The organism is Rhodococcus sp. BH4 (genome assembly GCF_002079265.1).
Classification (GTDB): domain Bacteria; phylum Actinomycetota; class Actinomycetes; order Mycobacteriales; family Mycobacteriaceae; genus Rhodococcus_F; species Rhodococcus_F qingshengii.
In genome coordinates, this window is sequence record NZ_CP014941.1 from 6,243,076 (window position 1) to 6,260,356 (window position 17,281).

17 protein-coding genes are annotated in these 17,281 nt (G+C 62.6%); 7 read left to right on the forward strand and 10 right to left on the reverse strand.

Annotation, left to right across the window (positions count from 1 at the left end):
* The first annotated feature begins 97 nt into the window (after positions 1 to 97).
* On the forward strand, positions 98 to 1,459 hold the full coding sequence (locus A0W34_RS28945) for an HNH endonuclease signature motif containing protein (protein ID WP_081558705.1): 1,362 nt from the start codon (positions 98 to 100) through the stop codon (positions 1,457 to 1,459).
* Positions 1,460 to 1,508: 49 nt separating this feature from the next.
* Here the strand turns inward: A0W34_RS28945 and A0W34_RS28950 are convergent, their stop codons facing one another.
* On the reverse strand, positions 1,509 to 2,510 hold the full coding sequence (locus A0W34_RS28950; protein ID WP_054782181.1) for a PHP domain-containing protein: 1,002 nt from the start codon (positions 2,508 to 2,510) through the stop codon (positions 1,509 to 1,511).
* Positions 2,511 to 2,570: 60 nt separating this feature from the next.
* On the opposite strand from A0W34_RS28950, the gene A0W34_RS28955 reads away from it, so the two are divergent.
* Together A0W34_RS28955 and A0W34_RS28960 are read left to right on the forward strand one after the other, a co-directional pair.
* Positions 2,571 to 2,981, forward strand: coding sequence for a TIGR03668 family PPOX class F420-dependent oxidoreductase (locus A0W34_RS28955; protein WP_030537452.1), 411 nt, complete (start codon positions 2,571 to 2,573; stop codon positions 2,979 to 2,981).
* A gap of 144 nt (positions 2,982 to 3,125) precedes the next feature.
* Entirely contained in the window at positions 3,126 to 3,878 is a 753-nt protein-coding gene (locus A0W34_RS28960) for a cyclase family protein (protein ID WP_198035721.1), read from the forward strand.
* Here the strand turns inward: A0W34_RS28960 and A0W34_RS28965 are convergent.
* The 4 genes from A0W34_RS28965 to A0W34_RS28980 all read right to left on the reverse strand — a co-directional run bounded on the left by A0W34_RS28965 (position 3,867) and on the right by A0W34_RS28980 (position 8,109).
* Positions 3,867 to 5,423: a GGDEF domain-containing protein gene (locus A0W34_RS28965; RefSeq protein WP_081558707.1), complete on the reverse strand. Its 1,557-nt coding sequence runs from the start codon at positions 5,421 to 5,423 to the stop codon at positions 3,867 to 3,869. The genes A0W34_RS28960 and A0W34_RS28965 overlap by 12 nt on opposite strands.
* 119 nt (positions 5,424 to 5,542) lie before the next feature.
* Entirely contained in the window at positions 5,543 to 6,451 is a 909-nt protein-coding gene (locus A0W34_RS28970; protein WP_081558708.1) for a metal ABC transporter permease, read from the reverse strand.
* A 3-nt stretch (positions 6,452 to 6,454) separates the two neighbouring features.
* Complete coding sequence (locus A0W34_RS28975) at positions 6,455 to 7,186, reverse strand: metal ABC transporter ATP-binding protein (protein WP_054186862.1); 732 nt, start codon at positions 7,184 to 7,186, stop codon at positions 6,455 to 6,457.
* Positions 7,183 to 8,109, reverse strand: a complete 927-nt coding sequence (locus A0W34_RS28980) for a metal ABC transporter substrate-binding protein (protein WP_081558709.1) — start codon at positions 8,107 to 8,109, stop codon at positions 7,183 to 7,185. The genes A0W34_RS28975 and A0W34_RS28980 overlap by 4 nt, the downstream gene beginning before the upstream one ends.
* Positions 8,110 to 8,186: 77 nt before the next feature.
* On the opposite strand from A0W34_RS28980, the gene A0W34_RS28985 reads away from it, so the two are divergent.
* The 3 genes from A0W34_RS28985 (at position 8,187) to A0W34_RS28995 (ending at position 10,813) form a co-directional block, all read left to right on the forward strand.
* A complete protein-coding gene (locus A0W34_RS28985; RefSeq protein WP_003942455.1) occupies positions 8,187 to 8,864 on the forward strand; it encodes an SDR family oxidoreductase in 678 nt (225 codons plus the stop codon).
* A gap of 138 nt (positions 8,865 to 9,002) precedes the next feature.
* The gene (locus A0W34_RS28990) at positions 9,003 to 9,911 is read left to right on the forward strand and encodes a TIGR04222 domain-containing membrane protein (protein WP_054186860.1); all 909 of its coding nucleotides are present in this window, start codon (positions 9,003 to 9,005) and stop codon (positions 9,909 to 9,911) included.
* Entirely contained in the window at positions 9,908 to 10,813 is a 906-nt protein-coding gene (locus A0W34_RS28995) for a TIGR04222 domain-containing membrane protein (RefSeq protein ID WP_081558710.1), read from the forward strand. Before A0W34_RS28990 ends, A0W34_RS28995 begins: the two co-directional genes overlap by 4 nt.
* On the opposite strand, the gene A0W34_RS29000 is transcribed toward A0W34_RS28995, so the two are convergent.
* The 5 genes from A0W34_RS29000 to pdhA are packed head-to-tail and all read right to left on the reverse strand — an operon-like array spanning position 10,745 to position 16,621.
* Positions 10,745 to 11,848 (reverse strand): Glu/Leu/Phe/Val dehydrogenase family protein, encoded by a 1,104-nt coding sequence (locus tag A0W34_RS29000; RefSeq protein ID WP_081558711.1) that lies wholly within the window; start codon positions 11,846 to 11,848, stop codon positions 10,745 to 10,747. The two genes, A0W34_RS28995 and A0W34_RS29000, sit on opposite strands and share 69 nt — an antisense overlap.
* Before the next feature lie 24 nt (positions 11,849 to 11,872).
* On the reverse strand, positions 11,873 to 13,267 hold the full coding sequence (gene lpdA, locus A0W34_RS29005; RefSeq protein ID WP_232329956.1) for a dihydrolipoyl dehydrogenase: 1,395 nt from the start codon (positions 13,265 to 13,267) through the stop codon (positions 11,873 to 11,875).
* Complete coding sequence (locus A0W34_RS29010) at positions 13,267 to 14,490, reverse strand: dihydrolipoamide acetyltransferase family protein (protein WP_081558899.1); 1,224 nt, start codon at positions 14,488 to 14,490, stop codon at positions 13,267 to 13,269. Before A0W34_RS29010 ends, lpdA begins: the two co-directional genes overlap by 1 nt.
* Positions 14,487 to 15,491, reverse strand: a complete 1,005-nt coding sequence (locus A0W34_RS29015) for an alpha-ketoacid dehydrogenase subunit beta (RefSeq protein ID WP_081558712.1) — start codon at positions 15,489 to 15,491, stop codon at positions 14,487 to 14,489. The genes A0W34_RS29010 and A0W34_RS29015 overlap by 4 nt, the downstream gene beginning before the upstream one ends.
* Before the next feature lie 2 nt (positions 15,492 to 15,493).
* Entirely contained in the window at positions 15,494 to 16,621 is a 1,128-nt protein-coding gene (gene pdhA / locus A0W34_RS29020; protein ID WP_081558713.1) for a pyruvate dehydrogenase (acetyl-transferring) E1 component subunit alpha, read from the reverse strand.
* A gap of 154 nt (positions 16,622 to 16,775) precedes the next feature.
* Here pdhA and A0W34_RS29025 point away from each other — a divergent pair, with 154 nt between their 5' ends.
* Positions 16,776 to 17,246 carry an Lrp/AsnC family transcriptional regulator gene (locus tag A0W34_RS29025; protein WP_058037572.1) on the forward strand — a complete coding sequence of 157 codons (471 nt, stop codon included), beginning with the start codon at positions 16,776 to 16,778 and terminating at the stop codon, positions 17,244 to 17,246.
* The last annotated feature ends 35 nt before the right edge of the window (positions 17,247 to 17,281 follow it).

Here is a 17,281-nt window from a genome sequence, read left to right on the forward strand (position 1 = left end):
ACAGAATCACGACGGCCGGGCCCACCTCACCTTCTCGAAACAGCCCTTGACTCGAAAGCATGTTCGAGTATGATGGAAGGCGGAACGGGGGGTTCTCATGACGATCAACATCACCGAAGATGCCGTCACCGACGTGGTCAACAGCTCCGCCGTGGGTGTGCGCGGACGATTGTGGCGGCTTCACCCCAGCGACGTCCGCGAGATCGCCATCACCGCGTCAGCGGAAATCCTTCGCCTGGAAGCCATTCGAGTGGCCGCCGTCGACACCCTGACGTTGAACCCGGACGAACAAGTACTCTGCTACCGCGGCACCGGACAATGGCTCGCGAACCACACCATGCTGCAGATCTCCACCGGCAGAAGAATCGCAGCCCTGGGAAAAGCGCTACGGTCGTTTCCCGAGATCGAAGACCAATTCGATGCCGGTGACCTCACTTTCGAGCACGCAGCACTGATCGTGGCGTTCTGCGAATCCCCACCCAAGGCAATGCCCGACGCCGCACTACCGTACTGCCGCGACACACTCCTCGCCGCAGCATCCGGAACCGAAGCAACCACCGTCAAACTGCGCTACGCCCTCAGCGTCCTCGAGCACATGTTCGAATCCGACGACCCACCACCAAGCGAAGACACCGACCGCAACGAACTGCGCATCTCCCCCACCCTCAACGGAAGAGTCGCCGTCCGAGGCGATTTCGACGGAGTGACCGGCGAAATGCTTCTCTCCACCCTCTCCAACCTCTCCATGCCCACCCCCGCCGAAGACGGCACACCCGACAAACGACCCGCCGCCACACGCAACGCAGACGCCATGGCAGAACTCATCCGGCGCTACCTCGACAACGCTGCCACCGGCATCGACGGCGGCCAACGCCCACACCTGAACGTGCACATCAACGCCAAAGACCTGGCCTACCACCGTGAATGCGCCACAACGAGTGATGGCTCAACACCTGTCCCCTCCGAGGACGACGATCCCGGCATGCTCGATCTCGACTTCCACGATCTCGACAAACAAGATCTCGATGTCGGCCACATGCCCTGGATGGGTCCACTGAGCGTCGGCCGCACCCGCATGATCGCCTGTGACTGCATGCTCTCCAGCGTCCTCCTCGACGGAAACGGTGCCCCACTCGATGTCACCCCACTCAAAAGGCTTGTCACCGCGGCACAACGCACCGCCCTGATCGCCCGCGACAAAGGGTGCGCCTTCCCCGGCTGCGACTGCGTCCCCGCCTGGACCGACGCCCACCACATCAAACACTGGGCCAAAGGAGGACCAACCGTCATGGACAACCTGGTCCTACTCTGCCGAACCCACCACACCCTGATGCACCGAAAACCCGGATTCACCGGACAATGGGAAATCCGAATGGGCACCGATCACCTGCCCTGGTTCATCCCACCACCGGGCATCGACCCCGACCGGAAACCCCGCCGCTCCACCACACGACTCTGAACCCGGAGGTCACCGAGCAAACGCCTCGGTGACCCATTCCGGCATGCTCTCAATTGCCTGCCCACTCCAAAAGATCTTCGGCGGTCCAGGTATTGATCACCCGATCGGCTTCGACACCGCACGTTTCGGCCCGGTCACAGCCGTAGCCCTGCCAAGCCAGCTGACCGGGGGCATGGGCGTCAGTGTCGATGGAGAAAAGACAATCGAGATCGCGGGCCAACTCGATCAAACGCGAAGGCGGGTCACGACGCTCCGGTCGGGAATTGATCTCAACGGCTGTGCCTGATTCGCGGCAGGCCTCGAACACTTTCTCCGCGTCGAACTGCGACTCGGGCCGGGTTCCGCGAGCACCCTCGACAAGACGCCCGGTGCAGTGCCCGAGAATATCGACACGCGGATTTCGCACTGCAGCAAGCATTCTGCGGGTCATCGCCTCGCGTTCGGACCTCAGCTTGGAGTGGACGCTCGCCACCACGATGTCGAGTTCGTCGAGCAGATCGGGATCCTGGTCGAGTGAACCGTCCTCGAGGATGTCCACCTCGATTCCCGTGAGAATGCGGAAGGGAGCCAGTTCGGCATTCAACCCGGCTATCACGTCGAGTTGAGACCGTAGGCGCTCCGCGGACAACCCGTTGGCAACTGTGAGGCGAGGCGAATGGTCGGTGAGGGCGCAGTAGTCATGGCCGAGTGCCGCTGCGCGTCGCATCATTTCTTCGATGGGGCTTCCACCATCGGACCAGTCGGAGTGGGTGTGGAGGTCGCCGCGGAGGGCTTGTCGCAATGGGCTGTCGCCGATGGGCTCAGCCTGCCCCCGCAGTTCCTCGAGATACTCGGGGATGCCGTCGTACGACTGAGCGATAATCGTGGCAGTCTTCGGCCCGATGCCGGTGAGGGCCTTCCAACTGTCGGCTTTCCGGCGAGACTCCTTCTGCTCGTCGGACAATCCTGAAAAGACCTCCGCAGCTCGGCGATAGGCCTTGACGCGGTGCGTTTCAGCGCGTGATCGTTCGAGCCAGTAGGCGATCTCCCGAAGCGCTTCATCCGGTTTCATGAGACCACTGTTCCGTCAGCAGCGGCTCGCGGCAACCCTTGATCCCCTTACGCTGTGAATATGGACGACCCGAGAGCACGATTTGAAGCCGCGCGGGTGGCTCACCTGGCAACGGCAGATGCGGCCGGCGTTCCGCACATCGTGCCGCTGGTATTCGTCTTGGTCGGCGGCACCGTCTATTCCTGTGTCGACCACAAACCGAAAACCACGACCGCTCTTCGCAGGCTCCGGAACATCACCGAGACGGGGCGCGCAAGCCTGCTGGTCGATCATTACGACGACGACTGGTCCGCGCTCTGGTGGGTCCGCGTCGACGGACATGCGGAGGTTCTCGACCCGGGCACCAAGGAGTCCGAGAGCGCGATCGATGCTTTGGCCGCAAAGTATCCGCAGTACGTAGATCACCGACCGCACGGACAGGTCATAGCTGTCCGCGATGTGGAGTGGTCGTCATGGTCCGCAGCAGCCTAAGGTTCTGTCCTAGTGTTCAAGGAACGAAAGTGATTGCAACACTCTCAATTCGGACAAATTGGCGGGGGATCGATGAAACGACGGCAGTTACTTCAGCGCGCAGCCACAGGTCTGGCGCTGGTAGCGGGACCTCAGGTGATCGACATGGGTAGCAGTTCCGGAAGCAGTCAAGACGCAACAAGTCCGTTGAACGAACTGTTGTCGGTTGTTTCGCTCTCACACGTGAACGACCCGGCGACGACGCCGGTTTTTCCAGGCGACCCCGAGTTCACTCTCGACACAGCGGCCACCATCGCAAACGACGGCTACTACCTCCAGTACGTCGAGGAAGGTGAGCACACGGGCACGCATTGGGGCGCACCCGCACACTTCCAGGAAGGCGGCCTCACAGCCGACCAACTCGATCCGGCGGACCTCTTCCTCCCCGCAGTGAAGATCGACATCCGGGACAAGGCTGCCGCCGATTCGGACTATGCACTCACGGTCGCGGACCTGCAGGAATGGGAAACGCGCAACGGAAAGATCCCCGATGGAGCGGCCGTAGTTCTCTGGACCGGATGGGAATCGCGCTGGGGTAGCGAAGAATATGCCAACTCCGATGCCGAGGGTGTCGCCCACCAACCCGGCTTCTCGGTGGACGCGGCGCGGTGGCTGATAGACACCGGCCGTTTGGGCACCCGCGGAGCATTGGGAACCGACACGTTCGGTCCCGACCTCGGAAACGACGAAACCTACCCCGTCTCGACAATCCTGTACGACAAGCATCGAATCAGCCTGGAGAACTTGAACAATCTTGCCGCCCTGCCAACCACCGGGGCTAGCATCCTTGTCGGTGGTGCGATCAACAAGGCCGGATCGGGTTCACCGGCAACGATTTTCGCACTACTACGGCGATAACCATTTGCGACGGTCGCCGTAGACAACGACCGCTCCCTTCCCACTTCTCTTCGCCTCGTACATCGCCGCATCGGCCTGGCGAAGAAGAGTGTGCGCGCTGAGCGGTTCGTCCCCGAACTCGAACTGCGCGGACTCGAAATGCGCGACACCAACGCTCGCACCCACCGACACCGATGTGTCTGCAGTCTGATCGGACCTGAGCGCGTCGACGATCCGGCGAGCCACGACGACGGCGTCGTCGATCGTGCCCTGCAGGAGCACTGTGAACTCGTCGCCACCGAATCGAGCGACAAACGCACCCTCGGGAACCGCTTCGCGCAGACGTGCTGTGAGAGCAACCAGTAACCGGTCGCCGGCCGGGTGCCCGTATCGATCGTTGATCTGTTTGAAGTCGTCCAGATCGACAAGCATCAGCACCCAATCGGAGTTCGTCTGGCGATAGTTTTCGATGGCGCTCGCAAAGTGTTCGTCGAACGCGGCCCGGTTTGCAAGCTCGGTGAGTGGGTCGTGATGTGCTCGGTACCTCAGCTCGTCCTGGGCAGCGGAGATCTGTTGAAGGAGCGCGTCGTTCTCGAGGAGCGTGAGTATTTGGCGCACCAGCGCGAGAACCAACACGCCGACGCCGAGTATCACGACCACGGCATCGAGGTTGCCGACGATCAGCGCCTGAACAGTCACGATCGTCGCGATCACCGCGATCAACAGATACGGCAGCAGCAACTGAGTCCGATCGCTTCGCCACTGCTGCGGCGCGTTGCGGTTCCGAGGCTCGGTTCGCTTCGTCAGCGCCGCCAAGGCGATCAACGGCGGCCCCGCGATGAACCCGGCATCGGCGATCGTCGGCATACTCTCGGCGCCGATCGCCACCAAGTACGCGTACAGGCTGTCCGATAGGGAGAGCATCACCAACCCGCACCCGAGGAACGTCAGCGGTTCACGGATCTCTGCTACGGCCTTCGGTCCGATGACCATCAGCAAGACCATGGCGATCAGAACGAAGTCGGTGATCGGATACATCACCGCGACAAGAAACCCGAGAGATCCCGTCGGACCGGTATGAACGACGGCGCCCAGGGCCGTTGTCCACGTGAGGATGAACAATCCACCGACAACGACAAGACCGTCGAGCGTCAGCACGAGCCAGAGATGGATCGGACCGATCGCCTCACGCCGGGGCGACTGACGCACCAACGACAGAAGCGCCGGCACGGCGAACACCGGGAACATGAAGAAACCGATGTCCGCGATCGACGGCGACGGAAGTGGAACGTGGAGAACCGAGCGGTAGAACGCCCAGAAGAACATCCCGAGAGTCCAGCCGGCCATACCCAGAGCCATCAGAGTTCGCCAACGACGCTCGACGCCGTGATAGCGCAGCGATGTCCACCAACAGACCGCAGTTGCGGTGGCTCCGCCGACGAGCTGGGCGATATCGTCCACCAGAACCGAAGTTCGTGGGCTGAGCAGCCCGGATCCGGCGAGAGCGATGACCGCGACAACGACGCCGAGAACCAGCCACGTGCGTCGCGCTCGGAACTGCGTCATCGAAGAACCCATCGGTGTTCAAGGCGTCACCACCGATCGTCTTGCAGCCGGCATCGTTGCGGCCGGAATGTTGTGGTGACGAATGCCCGTACGAACCTACCCGATTTGGTAGCGGACTGTTAACTGTACGAACGATCAGGAAGGCTCGTACGCCCCGCGGCGCTGTATTCCGCTCGGGTCCTACGCCGCTGCGAGGTCCATTTCGCGATCACCCCTTGCGACGGGCTGAACAGGTACACCAGGGCGAATACGATGCCCTGCGTCATCACAACCATGCCCCCGGAAGCTGTGTCGAGGTAGTAGCTGACGTAGATACCCGTAATCGCGCAGATCGCGGAAACGACGGGAGCTATCACCAGCATCCGCGAGAACTTGTCAGTGAGAAGGTAGGCCGTCGCGCCGGGGATGATCAGCATCGCCACCACCAGCACGACGCCGACGGCTTGCAACGCCACAACGGACGTGAGTGCGAGGACGCCGAGTAGCAGCGCACCCAGGCGCTTGGGCGAAAGACCTATCGCGTTCGCATGGATCGGGTCGAAGGCGAACAACGTCAGATCACGACGCTTGATCAACAGAATGCTCAACGCCAACGCGCCGAGTATCGCGACCTGCAGAAGATCTGACGAGCTCACCCCCAGCAGGTTGCCGAAAATGATGTGGTTGAGATCGGTCTGGCTGGGGGTCACCGAGATGAGAACCAAACCGAACGCAAAGAGAGTCGTGAAGACGATACCGATCGCGGCGTCTTCCTTGACGCGGCTGGTGTTACGGATCAGTCCGATCAGCGCTACGGCGATCAACCCGAAGATCAAGGCCCCGATCGCAAATGGAGCGCCGACGACGTAAGCGAGGACAACACCCGGCAGCACGGCGTGCGAGACGGCGTCGCCCATCAACGACCACCCGATGAGCACCAACCAACAACTGAGCACCGCGCAGACAACCGCTGCCACAACCGCAACGGCCAACGCGCGCACCATGAATCCGTACTGGAGAGGATCAAGTAGGAGTTCTACGAGGTTCATCGATCAGGTCCTGTCCATCACGTCGAGACCGAAAGCCAGGGCGAGGTTTTCCGGTTGCAGCACGGTGTCCGGGTCGGAATGCACCAGGACCTTGCGCATGAGCAGTACCGCCTCGTCGCAGAGTTTCGGCACAGCGTGGAGATCGTGGGTCGAGACCAAGATCGACCGGCCGTCGGAAGCCAACTCTCGTAGCAGCATCGAAATCGTTGCCTCGGAACGCTTGTCGACGCCCGCAAACGGCTCGTCCAGCAACAGTATCGACGCGTCCTGAGCGATGCCGCGTGCGACGAACGCGCGCTTCTTCTGACCACCCGAGAGCTGACCGATCTGACGATCCGCAAATTCGGTGAGTTCCACCCGCTCGAGGGCCTCTGCCACCGCCTCGCGATCTGCACGCCGCGGACGTCGCAAGAATCCGAGGTGGCCGTACCTGCCCATCATCACGACGTCACGGACGCTGATCGGGAAGGTCCAGTCGACGTCTTCACTCTGCGGCACGTATCCGACGCGGCCGCTCTTGCGCGCAGTGGCTGCGTCGAGACCGGCGATTCTGACAGAACCGTTGTCCGGCTTGATCATCCCCATGATCACTTTGAACAGAGTCGACTTTCCTGAACCGTTCATGCCGATCAGTCCGCAGACGCTACCCGAGTTCAACGTCAGATCGACGTGGTCCAGTGCGTGGACCTCGCCGTAGTGAACGCTGACGTTTTCGACGCGAATGGCTTCGTTCATGATTTACCGCCGGTCAGACCGCCGAGGATGACGTCGGTGTCGTGGCGAATCATGTCCAGATAGGTGGGCACGGGACCGTCGGCTTCGGACAGCGAATCGACGTACAGCGTTCCGCCGAACTTCGCGCCGGTCGCCCCGACAACCTGCTGCATGGGGGCATCCGAGACCGTCGACTCGCAGAAGACGGCGGGAACGGAATTGGCTCGGACGAAGTCGATCGCGGCGATGATCTGCTGCGGCGTCGCCTGCTGCTCGGCATTGACCGGCCAGATGTACGCCTCGCTGAGTCCCGCGTCCCTGGCCAGATAGGAGAACGCACCCTCGCAACTGACGAGTGCACGCTGACCTGCGGGCAATGCCGCCAGCCCACTGACCAGGCCGTCCTGAACTGCTTGCAGTTCCGCCTTGTACTTCGCGCCGTTCTCCGCAAATGCCGAGGCGTTGTCCGGGTCGAGGTCGCTGAAAGCAGTCACCATGTTGTCGACGTAGATCTGCGTATTCAACGGAGACATCCATGCATGCGGATTGGGCTTGCCCGCATACGCGTCGCCGGCGATCGGAATGCCTTCGACGCCGTCGCTGACCACGACGTGTGGCACGTCCAGTCCGTTGACGAATTTCGCGAACCACGCCTCGAGGTTCATGCCGTTGTCGAGGATCAGATCGGCTTCGCTCGCCCGCCGAATGTCTCCGGGCGTCGGCTCGTAGCCGTGAATTTCGGCCCCCGCCTTGGTGATCGACTCGACGCGAAGATGATCGCCGGCAACGTTCTGGGCGATGTCCGACAGCACGGTGAACGTGGTGAGCACCACCGGGCGGTCGTCGTCGGAGCCAGAACTCACCGCAGAACAGCTGGACAGAAGCAGGGCGGCGAGGGCGGCAATTCCCAGGCGGCGGAAGTTCTTCGCGTCGCGTATCGTCATGGTCGAACTCTAATATGTGGGTAAACAAATACACAAGTTCGTCTAGCCGAACAATCCTCACTCGATAGGCTCGCACCATGCGTCCTACTGCCTTGATCACCGGTTCCAGTCGCGGCCTCGGAGCTGCCATCGCACGCGAACTGGCGCCGACACACGACCTGCTGCTCGGTGCACGATCCGCACAGGCCCTCGAGCCGATCTGCGCCGAACTGCCCGGATCGACGCCCCTACCCCTCGACCTCACGGACTACGACGCCGTCGCCGCCGCCGCCTCGTCCATCACGACGCTCGACGTGCTGGTACACAACGCCGGCGTGGCCGACATCGGAACCATCGAGGAATCCTCGGTCGATCAGTGGCGACGCACCCTCGAGGCAAACGTCATCGCCGTCGCCGAACTCACGCGGGTTCTCCTGCCCGCGCTTCGTGCGGCTGGAGGTCACGTCGTGCTGATCAATTCGGGTGCCGGACTGCGCGCCAACGCCGGTTGGGGCTCGTATGCGGCCAGCAAGTTCGCCCTGCGCGCTTTCGGAGATGCGTTGCGCCTGGAAGAGCCGGCACTGCGGGTCACCTCCATTCACCCCGGACGGATCGACACCGACATGCAGCGCGACATCGTCGCGGGTGAGGGCGACGAGTACGACCCGGAGCGCTTCCTGAAAGCCTCCACTGTGGCGCGTGCCGTACTCACTGCCGTCCAAACACCGTCCGACGCACACCCCACGGAGATCGTGCTTCGACCTACCGGCCGGTAAATCCCCAGTTCGGCGGTAACGGAATGGTGACGATGGCCATCCGGATATCGCTTTTCCGGGCACTGGACCGATACTGACATCAGTTGTCGGACAAAGAGACTGGACTTGTCTCAGGAGTTCATCGAGAGGTGGTGTGCGATGCATGATCATACGGATACATGGGGGATCCCCAGCCAGACTTTCCTTCAGTGGTACCTGGTGGCGGCTGCCGTCGCGATCGGACTCTCGCTGTACAGCCGAATGACTGCGCGCCGGTCACCGGTGGTCGTCGACGCTGTCCGTCGGCCGCTCACTCCTCCCGAGATCGGTGCCTTGACCAGTGACTACCAAGCGGTGCTGGCGTCGATGGCTATTCTGCGCAGCGCCGAGCTGATCAGCACCGAAGGCAAGACCAAGCTGGCACTCACTGCGGAGGACAAGAATCGTCTCGACTGGTTCACCCGTACGGTGCACAAGCGACTCGGCAACGGAAAGGTCCCGCTGCGGCAGGTGCGTCTGATGGGACGGCTGAACATCGCACTCGCACAACTACGTACGACGTTGATCGACGAGGGATATTTGCAACGCCAGCAGGACGGTCTGACCGCTGCCCTTCGGACCGTTCCGATCGTGGCGGTAATTGCTCTCGGCTTGGTCCGTCTCGTCGCCGGAATCGCCGGCGGTAAGCCGGTCGGGTTCCTGCTCCTCACCATCATCGTTCTCGCTCTGATGATTCCACTTCTTCGCATCAAGCGTCGTCGGACAGCTTTGGGAGACAGCGAGCTTCGACGACTCAAGCACGAAAACTCGTACCTCTCACCGAAACTGCGGCCCGCGTACACGAGCTACGGTCCCTCGCTCGCCGGGCTCTCGGCGGCGCTCTTCGGTGCGGGCGCTCTGGTTCTGATCGATCCGGCGCTGGCGGGAGCGGTAGCTGCGGGCGCCGCGTACAGCCCGGGTGGCGGAAGTTCGAGCTACTACAGTTGTGGCTCCTCATCCGGATCATCCGGTTCGGACGGCGGTGGCGGCAGTGGGAGCAGTTGCGGCGGCGGGGGGTGTGGGGGATGAGCACGCATGCAGCCGACACTTGGGGGATCCCCAGCGAGGATTTCCTCTACGGCTACATAGCCGTTTCGGCCACGCTCATGGTTCTCACTCTGGGGTGGCGTCTGATGATCCGGGCACCCCGGCACGGGTACTCAACCGAGCACGGGTATTCCGCCGAGCAACTGACGCCTCCAGAAGTCGGAATGCTCACCGGCGAGTCACGCGCCATCGCAGCATCATTGGCAATCCTGCGTAGCGCTGACCTGATCACCACCGACGGCGCTGTCCTGCGCCCGTTGGGCCCTGGCGACGAGACCCTGGACTTGTACACCCTCACCGTGTACCAGCGCCTGGCCCAGCAGGCTCTACCCCATCGTCGGCGCCAACTCGCCGAGCGTATGACGGTGGAAACAGCTCGCCTACGAAACTCTTTGGCGGACCGGGGATACCTGACCTCCGACAGCGCCAGGCGTTCAATCTTTCTCTCCACAGTTCCGCTGAAGATCCTGGTGGCCGTGGGTATCGTCCGCATTGCTTTCGGACTGCACAACGACAAGCCCGTCGAGTTTCTGATTCTCGCCGTACTCGTCACCGGGTTCAGCATCCCGCTGCTCGGGCTCAACTTCGATCGAACCACCTCTGGCAAGGCGGCACGTTCGGAACTGACCACGGCACACGCCTACCTGTCCCCGCGCAACAAGCCTGCCTTCTCCGCCTACGGACCGCGTTTGGCGGGAATGTCCGCTGCTCTCTTCGCCGGTTCGGCGATGCTGATGATCAATCCCGCCTTGGCCTCCGCCGCCGGAATCGGTGCCGACGGCAGCGGAAGTAGCGGGGGTTCGGACGGTGGCGGTTCAGACGGGGGAGGCGGCAGCTGCAGCGGGGGTGGCGGATGTGGCGGCGGCGGTGGATGCGGGGGATAGCCGCGCCCGGGCGAGCATAAGCGCTGCGGCCTCGGTAGTGATGCCACGTTCCTCGCTCAACGAGTACACCTCGTCCAAGGTTCGACCGATCCCGCGGGTTCGTTCGACGACGTCGTCTTCGTTCCACCCCAAGACTTCTCGCCCCACGAGGTGAAAGGCTCCGCCTGCGTTCGCGACGAAATCAGGGGCACAGAGAACCCCGCGGTCTCGCAGAACCTCACCGGCAGCGGCATCGGTCAAGATGTTGTTTGCTGCGCCCGCCACGGCCAGAGTCGGAATCGACGCAGCCGCAGCGAAATCGATGATGCCTCCCATCGCGCAGGGGGCAAAGAGGTCACACGGTGTTCGGAGGACCTCGCCGGCAGGAACGACCGTGTGCCCCGCGAGAGAAGCCGCCTCGAGGCGCTGCGGGTCCGTATCGGCAACCAGCAGACGTGCGCCAGCCTGCGCTGCGAGACGGACGACGTCGCCGCCGACGGCGCCGAGCCCCTGTACCAGTACCGTTCGGCCGTCGAGTGTTCCGAGTCCTCGGCGACGCGCCGTGGCCTTCATCGCTTCGAACACACCCAGAGCGGTGGCGTGCGCGCTGGAACCGGCGCCACCGTTGCCGACCGAACGCCCGAAGACGTATTTGGTGGTGCGGCTGAGCTGATCCATGTCGGAAGAGTTGGTGTTGACGTCAGGACCAGTCCAGTAGTTTCCTTCGAGCTTGTCGATGTTCTCGGCGTGGATGTCGAGGATACGGGTCCAGGTTGCGGCGTCGATCTGATTGCGCGGTGCAGGTAGCGCTATTACCGACTTCCCGCCACCCATCGGCAGATCGGAGACCGCCATCTTTAAAGTCATTGCGCCGGACAGCTTCCCGGCGTCCGCCAATGCGTGACCGATGGAGGGATAGTGAGCGGCCCGCGTGCCACCCGACGCCGGTCCCAGACGGGTGGAGTCGATTCGAATCACGAAAGTCGTGCCGGTCTCCCGATCATGGCGTGTGACGGTCAGTTCACCGTCCCAGCGCAGTTCGTCGTCGATACTCATTGAATCTCCTTTTCTGTCTCCGGGTCAGTTGTGGGCGTGCAGTGGTGTTCCCGCGAGTGCGAGCATGGCCTCGCCCAACGCTTCGTTCTGACTGGGGTGCGCGTGGATGAAACGCCCCACTTCATCGGGAAGTGCTTCCCAGGCAACGGCCAACTGCGCCTCACCGATCAGTTCGCCGACGCGGTCTCCCACCAGGTGAACTCCGACAACAGGGCCTTTCGTTCCGCTTCGAATCACTTTGATTCCGCCGGTAGTTCGCAGGATCTGACTCTTGCCGTTACCTGCCAGGTCGTAGATGACGGTGGAGACGTCGGTGTACTGCGTGCGCGCCACCTCTTCGCCGAGCCCGACCGATGCAACTTCGGGATGTGAGTACGTCACGCGAGGAATCAGGTGTTCGGCGACCGGTATCGGATCCTTGCCGGCAATCTGTTCAGCCACAAAGATTCCTTGTTGGAAACCTCGGTGCGCCAACGCAAGACCGGGCACGATGTCGCCGACCGCGTACACACCGTCCACGGACGTACGGAGGCGTTCGTCGGTGACGACAAATCCCTTGTCGAGGCTGATTCCGCGTTCTTCGAAACCGTTACCGTCCGTGCGAGGTCCGCGGCCGACGGCGACCAACAGTAGGTCGGTGTCGAGTATCGTTCCGTCGCTTAGTTCGATGCGGACGGAACCGGCTGCTTCTTTCGCGGAATCGACCTTTGTGTCTGTCTTACAGACGATTCCACGTTTCCGGTATGCCCGCTCCAGCTGCTTCGACGACCACGGATCCTCGGCGGCGATCAGTCGGGGGAGTGCCTCGACGATCGTTACTTCGGCGCCGAACGAGCGCCAGAGGCTTGCGAACTCGACGCCGATGACACCGCCACCGAGTACCGTTGCGCTGGTGGGCACCCGGTCGAGTTCGAGTGCCTGGTCGCTGGTGACGATCCGTCGGCCGAGTTCGATGCCGGGGAGTTCCCGCGGATACGAGCCGGTGGCCAGAACGAGTGATGTTCCGGTGTAGCGGGTTCCGTCGACGTCGATGCTTCGCCCACCGACATACGTCCCGTATCCGTTGACGATGGTGATCTTGTGTTGCGCCAACAAGCCTCGCAGACCGCTGTACAGCCGCTCGACTGTCCCGTTCTTGTAGTCGTGCACCTGCGCGACGTCGATGCCGGCAAAAGATGCCCGGACACCGAATTGCTCACTGGTGCGTGCCGAATCGGCCACCTCGGCGGAATGCAGCAGTGCCTTGGTCGGGATGCATCCGCGGTGCAGGCACGTTCCGCCGACCTTGTCCGCTTCGATCAGCGTGACCGACAATCCGAGTTGAGCGGCGCGGATGGCGCAGGCATAGCCGCCCGATCCTCCACCGAGGATCACGACGTCGCTGTGGGGTTCTGCAGTTGTCATCGGAGCCTTGGTCATCAGAGCCTTCCCAGGACGCGGATCGGGTTCTCGATGTAGTCACCGAACAGCCTGAGGAATCCGCCGGCTTCGCCTCCGTCACAGACGCGGTGGTCGAAGCTCAACGAGATCTGAGTGACCTTACGAACGGTCAACTCGCCGTTCACGACCCACGGCTTGTCGATGATGCGTCCGATCCCCAGAATTGCCGCCTCGGGGTGATTGATGATCGGAGTCGATCCGTCGACCCCGAATACCCCGTAGTTGTTGAGCGTGAACGTGCCGCCGGTCAGGCGGGCGGGTTCGAGTTTGCCGTCGCGCGCAAGGTCGGTGGTCACCCGAAGTGCTTGTGCGAGTTCGACGGTGCTCAGGGCGTCCGCATTTCGAATGACCGGTACCATCAATCCCTTCGGTGTCTGCGCGGCGATCCCCAGGTGGGTGCGGGCGTGTCGAACGATCTCGCCTCGAGCAGTATCGACCGACGAGTTCAGTTCGGGGTACTGCGCCAACGCCGCGATGGTCAGCCGAGCCAGGAGCGCCATCAGGCTGATCTTGTCGGAATCGGGCAGTGACTTGTTGATCTCGGCTCGCGCCGCCAACAGTTCGGTGGCGTCGACGTCGACCCAGGTTGTCGCGTCAGGGATCTCGCGGCGGCTGGTGGACAGCTTGTCGGCAACTACCTTGCGTAGCCCCTTGATCGGAATTCTTTGGTCGGTCGCGTGTGACGTTTCCGTTTCCGGGCCGAAGTTTGCCCCGGCCTCGACGTCGGCGCGCGTGATGACTCCGCCAGCGCCCGATCCGGAAATCGTGGCTAGGTCGATACTGTTGTCAGAGGCCAGTTTACGAACAATCGGCGAGATCACACGTACCGACGGAGCCGCTCTGCGGCGGCGCAGAGGAGCATCCTCGCTGGTGCCGTAGCCGATCAGGACGTTGCCCGAACCGGCGCGTTCCTCTTCGCGGTAGCGCTCGTGGTTGGCCGAAACGACCGCGTCGACACTCTCGCCACCACTCACAGTGATCAGCGGTGTGCCCACCTTCAGGGTGTCTCCGTCTTTGCCGTGTAGTTCGATCACGGTCCCGGCGAACGGGATGGGCACATCCACAGCAGCTTTCGCAGTTTCCACCTCGACGACGATCTGATCGATGGTAACCACGTCGCCTACCTTGACGTGCCACTCCGCGATGTCGGCCTCCGCCAGTCCTTCGCCGAGGTCGGGGAGCATGAAAACCTGATTGCTCATGCCGTCACCGCCCAACGGGTGTCCGGAGTGTCGTTCCACTGCAGACGGTCGAGGGCGTCCAGGACACGGTCGACGCTGGGCAGGTGGTGACGCTCGAGCTTGGGAGCGGGGTAGGGGATGTCGAAGCCGCTGACCCGGAGCACCGGGGCATGGAGATGGTGGAAACACCGTTCCTGCACTCGGGCAGCAATTTCTGCACCCACACCGGCAAAACCTTGCGCTTCCTGGATGACGATGCAGCGTCCGGTCTTTCGCACCGATGCGGTGACCGTCTCGTCGTCGAACGGCACTATCGAGCGGATGTCGATCACCTCGATATCCCGGCCCTCGGCTGCAGCGGCCTCGGCGGACCTCAGTGCAACATCCACGGACGGACCGTAGGCAATGAGCGTCGCGTCACGACCGCGGCGCCGGACGACGGCGCGACCGATCGGCTCACGTGCGGTCAGGTCGACATCTGCTCGCGCGAAGTACAGCTTCTTGGGCTCGAGGAAGATCACCGGGTCGGGGTCCTCGATCGCCGAACGTAGCAGCGAGTACGCGTCTTCCACCGTGGACGGCGCCACAACCTTCAGTCCGGGTGTGTGCGCGTAGTAGCCCTCACTGGAATCACAGTGATGCTCCACCCCGCCGATACCGCCGGCAAAAGGAACACGAATGACTATCGGAATCGACAGCGCGCCCTTGGTGCGGTTGCGGATCTTCGCGACATGGGAGGCGATCTGCTCGAATGCCGGATAGGCAAACGCGTCGAACTGCATTTCCACGACCGGACGAAAATCGGTCATGGCCATGCCGATTGCGAATCCGATGATGCCGGACTCGGCGAGGGGAGTGTCGAAGCATCGGTCGTCGCCGAAGTCGCGGGTGAGGCCGTCGGTGACGCGGAAAACGCCGCCCAGGGTGCCGACGTCCTCACCGAAGACGACAACGTTGTCGTCCGCAGCCAGAGAGTCGCGTAGCGCGGTGTTGAGGGCCTGAGCCATCGTGAGCATGGGCATGGTCAGTGTCCCCCTGTGTCAGCGGCTTCGGCGGCAAGTTCGGTTTCGAGTTGGGCTTGTTGCTCACGCAATTGCGGTGTCTGCTCGGCGAAGACATACCGGAACAGATCGAGCGGATCGTGCGGGCGGTCGACGTTCATGCCGGCGCGTAGTGTGGCGGCCTCTGCTTCTGCCTCTGCGGTCAGTGATTCCACGAACGCGTCGTCGATCAGATCGTGTGCGCGCAGATACTTTTCGAGACGCGGCAACGGATCTCGCCCGAGCCAGGCTTCCACCTCGGCGCTGTCGCGGTAGCGGGTGGCGTCGTCGGCATTGGTGTGTGCGTCGATGCGATAAGTGTGTGCCTCGACGATCACCGGTCCGTTTCCGCTGCGGACGAAGCGTGCCGCCTCGTCCATGACGGCCAGCATCGCAACGGGATCGTTGCCGTCGACCTGCTCGCTGCCGATCCCGTAGCCGACGCCCTTGTGCGCCAACGTCGGTGCTGCGCTTTGGCGCGACAGTGGCACGCTGATCGCAAATCCGTTGTTCTGCACCAGAAAGATCACCGGCGCCTTGAAGACGGCGGCGAAGTTCAGCGCCTCGTGGAAATCGCCCTCACTGGTGGCGCCGTCACCACAGAGCGCCAAGGCGACGGTGTTCAAGCCCCGTCGAGACTCCCCGTAGGCCACCCCCGCTGCATGCAGCAATTGCGTTGCCAGCGGGGTGCACTGCGGCGCACTGCGCAGTGCGACCGGGTCGTATCCGCAGTGCCAGTCGCCGGCGAGCATGCTCAGAATCTGCACCGGATCGACACCCCTGGCGGCCAACGCCATCGAATCCCGGTAGGTGGGGAAGAGCCAGTCACTCGGCTCCAGACTCATCGCTGCCGCGATCTGACATGCCTCCTGCCCTCGCGAGGACGGATACACGGCCAGGCGCCCCTGTTTGGTCAGTGCCGTCGCCTGCTGGTCGAAACGCCTGCCCAGGAACATCTTTCGATACATCGCGATCAGGCGATCGTCGCTCGGTTTCGCGTAGCGGGCCTCGCTGCGCGTCAGTTCTCCGGCAGGGTCGAGGTACTGCACCGCGGAATCGGCCGGCAGGAACTTCCGATACCGCAGTTCCCCCAAGGGTTCGACAAGTGTCACTTCTACCTCCAGAAGACGTTGTGTCCATCAGTATTCGCACTTCGGCGACGTAATGGCAGCAAGCGTCGAGGATTCAAGACAAACGGCCTATCATGAGGATTCGGGCAGCAATATGTCCATCAACCGACTCGACTACCGAAGCAGGAATGGACAGATGGCCACCGAACCGCACACTCTCGATGCGATCGACCGCCGCATCATCGCCGAACTGGTCGCAGACAGTCGCATCTCCATGCGTGCACTGGCTGAAAAGGCGCACATATCCCGCGCTCACGCCTACGTCCGCATCGAAAGGCTCGAGGACGCCGGAATCATCACCGGATTCACGACGCGGATCGCCCATGAGAAGGCCGGACTCGGCTCCTCGGCATACGTGGCACTCTCGATCAGGCAGCACTCGTGGCGAGGTCTGGCGGCGTCCTTGAAGGCCCTGCCGTTTGTCGAGCACTTCTCCCTCCTCGGCGGCGACTTCGACGTTCTGGTGCTGGTTCGAGCCCCGGACAACCAGGAACTACGCCACACCGTTCTCGAAGAACTCCAGGGACTCGACGGGGTTCTCTCGACCAAAACGTGGCTGATCTTCGAAGAAGGCAACGGTCCGGGACCCAACTGGTTGCCCGGCTGATCCGTCTATAGTCGCCGTTAGCAGTTGCACACGGG

Excerpts from the sequence above, each read along its gene's own strand:
- A0W34_RS28945 (WP_081558705.1), top strand. The coding sequence starts at position 98 with ATGACGATCAACATCACCGAAGATGCCGTCACCGACGTGGTCAACAGC.
- A0W34_RS28950 (WP_054782181.1), bottom strand. The coding sequence starts at position 2,510 with ATGAAACCGGATGAAGCGCTTCGGGAGATCGCCTACTGGCTCGAACGA.
- A0W34_RS28955 (WP_030537452.1), top strand. The coding sequence starts at position 2,571 with ATGGACGACCCGAGAGCACGATTTGAAGCCGCGCGGGTGGCTCACCTG.
- A0W34_RS28960 (WP_198035721.1), top strand. The coding sequence starts at position 3,126 with ATGGGTAGCAGTTCCGGAAGCAGTCAAGACGCAACAAGTCCGTTGAAC.
- A0W34_RS28965 (WP_081558707.1), bottom strand. The coding sequence starts at position 5,423 with ATGACGCAGTTCCGAGCGCGACGCACGTGGCTGGTTCTCGGCGTCGTT.
- A0W34_RS28970 (WP_081558708.1), bottom strand. The coding sequence starts at position 6,451 with ATGAACCTCGTAGAACTCCTACTTGATCCTCTCCAGTACGGATTCATG.
- A0W34_RS28975 (WP_054186862.1), bottom strand. The coding sequence starts at position 7,186 with ATGAACGAAGCCATTCGCGTCGAAAACGTCAGCGTTCACTACGGCGAG.
- A0W34_RS28980 (WP_081558709.1), bottom strand. The coding sequence starts at position 8,109 with ATGACGATACGCGACGCGAAGAACTTCCGCCGCCTGGGAATTGCCGCC.
- A0W34_RS28985 (WP_003942455.1), top strand. The coding sequence starts at position 8,187 with ATGCGTCCTACTGCCTTGATCACCGGTTCCAGTCGCGGCCTCGGAGCT.
- A0W34_RS28990 (WP_054186860.1), top strand. The coding sequence starts at position 9,003 with ATGCATGATCATACGGATACATGGGGGATCCCCAGCCAGACTTTCCTT.
- A0W34_RS28995 (WP_081558710.1), top strand. The coding sequence starts at position 9,908 with ATGAGCACGCATGCAGCCGACACTTGGGGGATCCCCAGCGAGGATTTC.
- A0W34_RS29000 (WP_081558711.1), bottom strand. The coding sequence starts at position 11,848 with ATGAGTATCGACGACGAACTGCGCTGGGACGGTGAACTGACCGTCACA.
- lpdA (WP_232329956.1), bottom strand. The coding sequence starts at position 13,267 with ATGACCAAGGCTCCGATGACAACTGCAGAACCCCACAGCGACGTCGTG.
- A0W34_RS29010 (WP_081558899.1), bottom strand. The coding sequence starts at position 14,490 with ATGAGCAATCAGGTTTTCATGCTCCCCGACCTCGGCGAAGGACTGGCG.
- A0W34_RS29015 (WP_081558712.1), bottom strand. The coding sequence starts at position 15,491 with ATGCCCATGCTCACGATGGCTCAGGCCCTCAACACCGCGCTACGCGAC.
- A0W34_RS29025 (WP_058037572.1), top strand. The coding sequence starts at position 16,776 with ATGGCCACCGAACCGCACACTCTCGATGCGATCGACCGCCGCATCATC.